The 5850-nt window shown below is 71.0% G+C and carries 4 protein-coding genes and 1 pseudogene; 1 reads left to right on the plus strand and 4 read right to left on the minus strand.

Going from position 1 to position 5850, the window contains the following annotated elements:
* The 3 genes and pseudogenes from J0670_RS27645 to J0670_RS27655 all read right to left on the minus strand — a co-directional run.
* Positions 1-785: pseudogene (locus J0670_RS27645) on the minus strand (aspartate 4-decarboxylase); the annotation flags it as partial.
* A 301-nt stretch (positions 786-1086) separates the two neighbouring features.
* Positions 1087-1710 carry an FMN reductase gene (locus J0670_RS27650; protein WP_207814418.1) on the minus strand — a complete coding sequence of 208 codons (624 nt, stop codon included), beginning with the start codon at positions 1708-1710 and terminating at the stop codon, positions 1087-1089.
* Positions 1707-2822: an LLM class flavin-dependent oxidoreductase gene (locus tag J0670_RS27655; RefSeq protein ID WP_207814419.1), complete on the minus strand. Its 1116-nt coding sequence runs from the start codon at positions 2820-2822 to the stop codon at positions 1707-1709. Before J0670_RS27655 ends, J0670_RS27650 begins: the two co-directional genes overlap by 4 nt.
* Positions 2823-2952: 130 nt before the next feature.
* Between J0670_RS27655 and J0670_RS27660 the strand changes: the two genes are divergently transcribed.
* Positions 2953-3714 carry a PP2C family serine/threonine-protein phosphatase gene (locus tag J0670_RS27660; RefSeq protein ID WP_207814420.1) on the plus strand — a complete coding sequence of 254 codons (762 nt, stop codon included), beginning with the start codon at positions 2953-2955 and terminating at the stop codon, positions 3712-3714.
* Between the two features lie 76 nt (positions 3715-3790).
* Here the strand turns inward: J0670_RS27660 and J0670_RS27665 are convergent.
* Positions 3791-5850, minus strand: a 2060-nt coding sequence (locus J0670_RS27665; protein ID WP_207814421.1) for a M9 family metallopeptidase, incomplete at its 5' end; no start/stop codon positions are given.

Consider the following 5850-nt stretch of genomic DNA (forward strand, 5'->3'; position numbering starts at 1 on the left):
TCGGCCAGCTTGGCGACCTCCTCGGGCGGGTAGCGCCACTCCCGCACGCCGGTCTCGACCGTCCTGTCGGCCTGGATCTCGACCAACTCGAAGTCGTAGGTGTCCAGTTCGGGGATGCCGAGGTACGGGCCGAACACCGGCACCATCAGGGCGATCCGGTCGCCCTTGCGCAGCAGGCCGTTCTTCGTCAGCGAGTCGAAGACGTAGCACACGGCCGCGGTGCCGCCCTCGGTGGCGAACAGCTCGGGTTGCCGCTCCGAGACCGGATGACGCCCCATCAACTCCTCGTGCAGATAGCCTCGGACGATCTGCTCGGCGTGCACCAGCATCCGGCCGGGCGCCGGGTAGTTGTCGCCGATGGCGGCGTCGGTGAGCTCGTGGAGGAAGGCTTCGCGGTCGAACCCGAAGCGGTCGACGGCGAGTTCGACGCTGCGCCGGAGCAGCTCGATGCCGGGCAGCTCGGGGTGGCTGCGGACGAAGGAGTCGAACCTGGTCGCCAGGCCCGCCTGTTCGGGCATGCCGCCGAGGTTGTCGGCGGTCCAGACCCGGCGGCTCTCGGCGAGCGCGAAGTGGCCGAGGGCGAGGCCCGCCTCGCGCGGGCCGGTGCAGACCCAGTTCGGGTTGCCGCGGCCGGCGTTGAGCAGATGGGAGGTGGACCTGCCCTTCTGCCCGGGCCTGCCCCGCCGGTACTCCTCGGCGAGCCGGATGAACTCGGCCTTCAGCTCGAAGGGGTCGAGCCGGGCCAGCCGGCGGATCTCCTCGCGGCCGGGGGTGGGCCCCGTCATGACGGTTCGGCCCTGTGCACGGCATGAGGGACCAGCACTAATGTGATCATGCCAATGATTACATCGCATAGCGGACAATCCGGCACGGTCGACACGCAGCCGAACGGCCCTGGTGAGCGGGTCGAACGGCCCCGTCGGAGGATCCTCCGACGGGGCCGTTCGAGTGGCCGGGCAGCGCCGTCCGGGTGGCCACCGGACCGAGCCGGAACACGGGCCGGGGGCGGGTGCGCCGCATCGCGCACCCGCCCCCCGGCCCGTTGCGGACCCCCGGCGTCAGACCCTCGGCTTCAGACCCTCGGCTTCAGACCCGCAGCGCCGCCAACTGCTCGGCGAACGGGACCACCTGCTCGGGAAGCGAGGGCGTCGCCGGGCTGCGGCCGGCCAGCAGGGCGGCCAGCTCGCCCGCCGCCCGGTCGATACGGCGCGGCAGCCCGTCGGTACGGCCGTCGCCCGTCGCGCCCCAGTCGTCGGTGGCCGCGTACACGGCGGTCGGCAGCACCACCGCGCGCAGGTAGCTGAACAGCGGCCGGACGGCGTGCTCCAGGGCGAGCGAGTGCCGGGGCGTGCCGCCGGTGGCGGCGACCAGCACCGGCTTGCCGGTCAGCGCGTCGTTGTCGATCACGTCGAAGAAGGACTTGAACAGGCCGCTGTACGAGGCGGTGAAGATCGGCGTCACCGCGATCAGCGCGTCCGCGTCCGTCACCGCCTCGATCGCCTCGCGCAGCGCGGCGGCCGGGAAGCCGGTGACGAAGTTGTTCGCGATGTCCACGGCGAGGTCCCGCAGTTCGACCACGGTCACCTCCACCTCCCGGCCCTGAAGGGCGAGTTGGCGTACGGTCGACTCGGCGAGCCGGTCCGCCAGCAGGCGCGTCGAGGACGGCTTGCTCAGTCCGGCGCTCACCACCGCCAGCTTGAACGCGGTCACTTGGCCACCTCCGCCTTCTCGTCCTTCTTCTCGTTCTCTTCGTCGCGGGCCGCGACCAGCGCGGCGTGGGTCGGCCCGTCCGGCACTCCGGCCGGGCGGCCCTTGGCGAACTCCTCGCGCAGCACCGGCACGACCTCCTCGCCGAGCAGGTCCAGCTGCTCCAGCACGGTCTTCAGCGGGAGGCCGGCGTGGTCCATCAGGAACAGCTGGCGCTGGTAGTCGCCGAAGGTCTCGCGGAAGGTCAGCGTCTTCTCGATGACCTCCTGCGGGCTGCCGACGGTCAGCGGGGTCTGCTCGGTGAACTCCTCCAGCGAGGGCCCGTGCCCGTACACCGGCGCGTTGTCGAAGTACGGGCGGAACTCGCGCACCGCGTCCTGGGAGTTCTTCCGCATGAACACCTGCCCGCCGAGGCCGACGATCGCCTGCTCGGGCGTGCCGTGGCCGTAGTGGGCGTAGCGCTCGCGGTAGAGGTTGATCAGCTTCTTGAAGTGCTCCTTGGGCCAGAAGATGTTGTTCGCGAAGAAGCCGTCCCCGTAGTAGGCGGCCTGCTCGGCGATCTCGGGGCTGCGGATCGAGCCGTGCCAGACGAACGGCGGGACGTCGTCCAGCGGGCGCGGGGTGGAGGTGAAGGACTGCAACGGGGTGCGGAAGCGGCCCTGCCAGTCCACGACCTCCTCGCGCCACAGCTGGTGCAGCAGCGCGTAGTTCTCGACGGCGAGCGGGATGCCCTGGCGGATGTCCTTGCCGAACCAGGGGTAGACCGGGCCGGTGTTGCCGCGGCCCATCATGAGGTCCATCCGGCCGTCGGCGAGGTGCTGCAGCATCGCGAAGTCCTCGGCGATCTTCACCGGGTCGTTGGTGGTGATCAGCGTGGTGGAGGTGGAGAGGATGATGCGGTCGGTCTGCGCGGCGATGTAGCCGAGCATGGTCGTCGGCGAGGACGGGACGAACGGCGGGTTGTGGTGCTCGCCGGTCGCGAAGACGTCCAGGCCGACCTCCTCGGCCTTCTTGGCGATCGCGACCATCGCCTTGATCCGCTCGTGCTCGCTCGGGGTGCGGCCGGTGGTCGGGTCGGTCGTCACGTCGCCGACGGAGAAGATTCCGAACTGCATGATGCTCTCCCACGTCCCAGGTAGTCCAACTTTCAACCACCTTAGCACCTGGGTGCGGATCGTTATTCCCCCGACAATGGAAGGAGGGACACCGGCAACGGGAGGGCAGCTCCGGAAGGGCGGCGAACCGATGGCGCCGTACATCGCGGTGAGCGCACTGAGCCACGAGGGCCTGGTGCGGGAGCACAACGAGGACAGCCTCGCGGTCGGGCCGTGGACGCTCTGCGCCACCGTGACCACCAACCCGCAGACCCTGCTCTTCCCGCTCGGCCCGCCCTGCGTGGTCGCGGTGGCCGACGGACTGGGCGGCCACCCCGGCGGCGAGGTGGCCAGCGCCCTGGTGGCCCGCAGGCTCGCCGCCGCCGGGGCCGCGCTGGACGGCGAGGAGGCCGTCCGGGAGGAGCTCCAGGAGTGCAACCGGGCCGTGTACGCGGCCGCCGCCGACCGGCCGGAGCTGGCCGCGATGGGTACCACGGTGGCCGGGCTGGTGGTGCTGCCCGAGCAGGCGGTGGCCTTCAACGTAGGCGACAGCCGGATCTACCGGATCACCGGGGAGGGGCTGCACCGGGTGAGCGTGGACGACAGCCCACCGCTGCCGCCCGGCCGGCGCACCACCTCGGTGGTCACCCAGACCCTGGGCGGCTCGCTCGGGCTCACCTACGTCGAGCCGCACGTGCGCGCCGCCCCGCTGGCCGTCGGCGACCGCTACCTGGTGTGCAGCGACGGCCTGACCGACCCGGTGCCCGAGGAGGACCTGGCCGAACTGCTCGCCCGCTCGTACCGGGAGGAGGAGCGGGCCGACGGCCGGGCCGCCTTCGAGCTGTGGAAGGCGGCGATCGAGGAGGGCGGGCCGGACAACATCACCCTGGCGCTGGTGCGGATCGGCGAGTGAGGCGGGCGACGGGTGGGGTCGTACGGACGGGGGGCCGCCCCGGCCGGATCGCCGGGGCGGCCCCTCGCGGGTTCGGTCAGAACTGGCTGGTGACGGTCACCCCGCTGAAGCCCTGCTGGGCGTAGAGGCTGAAGTACACGTACCCGGCCGGCGGGTTGGTGACGGTCAGCGTCTCGGAGTTGTCCGGTCCCGCCGAGCGCGTCGCGTAGGCGTTGGTGTACGCCCAGCCGGCGGGGTTGTAGTAGAGGTCGCCGTTGCCCGTCCCGCCGCTGGTGGTGATCTTCACCTGCTGGGTGCCGGCCGGCACCAGGACGTAGAAGTGCGCGTAGTTGCCGGTGGTGGCGGCGACGTTGCTGCGGGCGCAGCCGGCGCCCAGCTGGCGGGTGTCGGCGGCGGTGCACTCGGGCACCTGCGGCACGGTCGGGGTGGTCGCGCAGGCGCCGTTCGCGCAGGCGGTCAGCCAGCTGTCGAAGTCGGCGTCGTAGCGGGTGCCGATGGTGGTCTTGAGCAGGGTGCGGGCGCCGGCCCAGTCCCCCACCCGGTACTTGGCGAGCACGGCGTCCATGTCGGAGCGGTGCTGCTCCAGCATGTAGCGGACGGCGAGGTAGCCCCAGCGGTAGACCCGGTCCTGGTCGCCGTAGACGGTGTCGAAGAGGTCGCTCAGCCGGTAGGTGTGCCTGGCGGCCGCCGCGATGGCGCCGTCGTTGTTGACCTGGCGGTACGAGTAGGAGATGTACTCGGCGAAGCCCTCGACCCACCAGACGGTCGGGGTGGTCATGCCGGCGTTGAAGTCGCCGTACATGTCGAAGCGGCCGTCGAGGTAGTGGGTGTACTCGTGGTTGAGGTTCCAGATCTGGAAGGCCGGGCGGGCCCACTCGGCCTCGTAGCAGAGGAAGCGCGGCTGGTTGCCGACGGTCGCCGGGTTGCCCTCCAGGTACATCCCGCCGTTGTTGGTGTCGATGCCGTAGATGGCGGCGGCCAGCACCTGGTAGTCGAGGGAGGAGTGGAAGACCACGACCTCGATCGTGGTGTTGTTGTCGTCCTTGACCGGGCCGTTGTCACGGACCACCGAGTGGAAGTAGGCGTCCTGGCCGGTGAGGCTGGTGCAGGCGGTGGCGAGCTGGGTGGCGTCCAGTGCCTGGGCGATCAGCTTGATGCTCGGGCTACAGGTGTAGTTCACCGTCAGCACGCCCGACTTGAGCTGGTCGGCGGCGTTGCAGGTGCCGTAGTAGGAGCAGTTGGCGGCGTCGTAGTAGCCGACCGCCGCGGCGATCGCGGCCCACTGGTGGACGGTGCGGCCGCTCGGCGCGGACTGCGCGGCCAGCGCCTTGACGAGCGGACGGACCTTGGCCTGGAGCGCCGTGTCCTTCAGGAAGCGGGCCAGCTCGTTGGTCCCGTTGTAGACCAGCACGTCGTAGTCGCCGCCGAGCTGGTCCTCGTTGCGGGTGACGAACGCGGACAGCGCGTCCAGCACGCTCGGGTCGGCCTCCACGGCCGCGTCGAAGCCGGTCACCTGGTGGCCGCGGAAGAGCACGGTGAACGCCGGGTTCACCGACCACGCCATGCCGGCCGGGTTCCAGGTGGCGCTGTTGTAGTCGGTCAGCAGCTGCTTGACCACCCACAGGTAGCGGATGTTCTCCTGGGCGCTGTCGATCAGGGTGACGGCCTCGCCGAGGATGGGGGCGTTGGCCGAGCTGACGTCGCGCGAGTGCGCGCTGCCGAAGAAGGCGTCCAGCCCGGAGCGGATCGCGGTCTGCAGGGTGGTGCCGTAGGTGCCGACGTCGTTCGGGTGGTACCACTGCACGTAGTAACCGGCGCGCAGGTAGAGCACCAGTTGCTCGACGGAGGTGGAGTCGTCACCCGGGTAGCCGCCGGCGGCGTCGCGCAGCGCGTACGCGACGGTGGTCATCTGCTCCTCGCGGAACGCGCCCTTCGCGTCCCCGCCGGTGAGCTGGAACAGGCCGTTGACGCACTGGAGGTCGGCGGCCGTGATGTGCTGGACCAGGTCGCTGCCGGTCCGGCCGGTGAAGTCGGCGGTGTTGCAGGGCTGTTGGGCGGCCGCACCGAGGCGGGGCGCCTTGGCGGCCTGGCGCACCTCGGCCGGCCTGGTGTCCAACGGGAGCGGGGCGCGCTGGT

The sequence above is a fragment of the Streptomyces sp. FH025 genome (assembly GCF_017427025.1).
Lineage (GTDB): Bacteria > Actinomycetota > Actinomycetes > Streptomycetales > Streptomycetaceae > Kitasatospora.

Excerpts from the sequence above, each read along its gene's own strand:
- J0670_RS27655 (WP_207814419.1), bottom strand. The coding sequence starts at position 2,822 with ATGCAGTTCGGAATCTTCTCCGTCGGCGACGTGACGACCGACCCGACC.
- J0670_RS27660 (WP_207814420.1), top strand. The coding sequence starts at position 2,953 with ATGGCGCCGTACATCGCGGTGAGCGCACTGAGCCACGAGGGCCTGGTG.